Source organism: Oleiphilus sp. HI0117 (genome assembly GCF_001635235.1).
Genome location: NZ_LWGA01000383.1, coordinates 1 through 698, shown reverse-complemented (window position 1 = coordinate 698; position 698 = coordinate 1). Strand labels below are relative to the sequence as shown.

Here is a 698-nt window from a genome sequence, read left to right as displayed (position 1 = left end):
AAGACTTCGCTTACCATTTCGCAGAATATCGAACACGTTTTCTGCAATATGACAACACTTGACCAGTGCATCCAACTGTAAAAAGCCTGCTCCACCCTTTACAGTGTGAAACCCTCTAAAAATTGCGTTTAGCAAATCTTTATCGTCTGGATTTTGCTCTAGATCAACCAGTTGCTCTGAAAGAAGCTCGAGTATCTCTCCAGACTCTACAAGAAAGTCCTGAAGTATCTCATCATCCGCTTCAAACCCCATCTTCTACGCCCCTTTAAAATCCTAGACTGGACAGCAAATCATCCACATCATCCTGGCCAGAAACAACGTCTTCGCGTTGCTCTGCATGGAGTTGTGGACCTTCACCCTCAATGCCTGTTTCTTGTTTTTCTACTTCGTGGACTGTTCCTGTAATCTGGTCAACCTTACCGGCCATTCTGACCAAATTAACAAGATTCTCTTCAACATCTTTAACCAATCCGGTGACTCGTTGAATCACTTGACCAGTTAAGTCTTGGAAAGACTGCGCTAACAGTATTTGCGTGAGATTATCATTTACTTTATCTGAATCCTCACACAACTTTCCAAGGAAAGTTCCCATTGTGGCTGTCAGCGTTCTAAACTCATCAGGTTTCATTTCCTTACGCTGTAAGCGAGACCAATCCATCTTGAGTTTTTTCGCTTCCTGGCTGATTCCTGAAGCATAA

2 protein-coding genes are annotated in these 698 nt (G+C 43.0%); both read right to left on the bottom strand.

Translation table 11 applies throughout. The features are described from left to right. Nucleotides 1–252 (bottom strand): Hpt domain-containing protein (locus A3757_RS04500; protein WP_197469767.1); only part of this gene is annotated, 252 nt, incomplete at its 3' end. A 13-nt stretch (nt 253–265) separates the two neighbouring features. Next, on the bottom strand, nt 266–698 hold a 433-nt coding region (locus A3757_RS04495; protein ID WP_197469765.1), incomplete at its 5' end, for a protein phosphatase CheZ.